Here is a 693-nt window from a genome sequence, read left to right as displayed (position 1 = left end):
GCGCAGTGGCCGTGACCGGCCCTGGCGCAGCGGAGCACCTGCAGGAACTGCCCGCCGGGCTGGCCGCGCCGCGCGGTTTCAACAGCGGCGGATTCTGGGAGCTGGAGCTGCAGCTTTAAGCATCCAAAGGAGGTGCCGGAGTGGCCCTTGCCAATCCCGGCAGCGGTCCTTATATCGGGATTCGAGAGGTTGGCGCGGGCAAGCGCCTCGCCAACCTGGTCAGGTCCGGAAGGAAGCAGCCACAACGAGCCCCGCTTGGGTCGATGTCCAGCCTCTCACTTATCCCCGCCGCGCTGTGATCGAGACGCCGTTTTCCTGCGAGGAAAACGGCCAGGAAAATCGATTTTTCCTGGCCGGAATTCGCGCCGAATTCCGGCTGGCCTAGAACCGGCCGTTGTCTGCCGGATAGACGCCGAGAATTTCCACATTGGTGGTGAAATAGCTCAGCTCGTCCATTGCCAGCTGCACATTGGCATCCTCGGGGTGGCCCTCGATATCGGCATAGAACTGGGTCGCGGTGAACGAGCCGTCCACCATGTAGCTTTCCAGCTTGGTCATGTTGATGCCGTTGGTGGCAAAGCCGCCCATCGCCTTGTAGAGCGCCGCCGGGATGTTGCGCACCTGAAAGACGAAGCTGGTGATCATGTTGTGGGCACCGCGGCGGGTGTAATCAATATCCTTGGCCATGATCAG

1 other RNA gene and 1 pseudogene are annotated in these 693 nt (G+C 61.6%); one reads left to right on the top strand and one right to left on the bottom strand.

The window, feature by feature from the left end:
- The first annotated feature begins 182 nt into the window (after positions 1-182).
- Positions 183-281, top strand: an RNA gene (gene ffs / locus RA21_RS22460) — signal recognition particle sRNA small type.
- Positions 282-381: 100 nt separating this feature from the next.
- Here ffs and RA21_RS21425 read toward each other — a convergent pair.
- A pseudogene (locus tag RA21_RS21425) lies at positions 382-693 on the bottom strand (prephenate dehydratase); the annotation flags it as partial.

Origin of the sequence: Leisingera sp. ANG-DT, assembly GCF_000813785.1 — a bacterium.
Lineage (GTDB): Bacteria > Pseudomonadota > Alphaproteobacteria > Rhodobacterales > Rhodobacteraceae > Leisingera.
The sequence above is the reverse complement of the archived record's forward strand: the minus strand, read 5'-3'. Positions and strand labels throughout refer to the sequence as shown.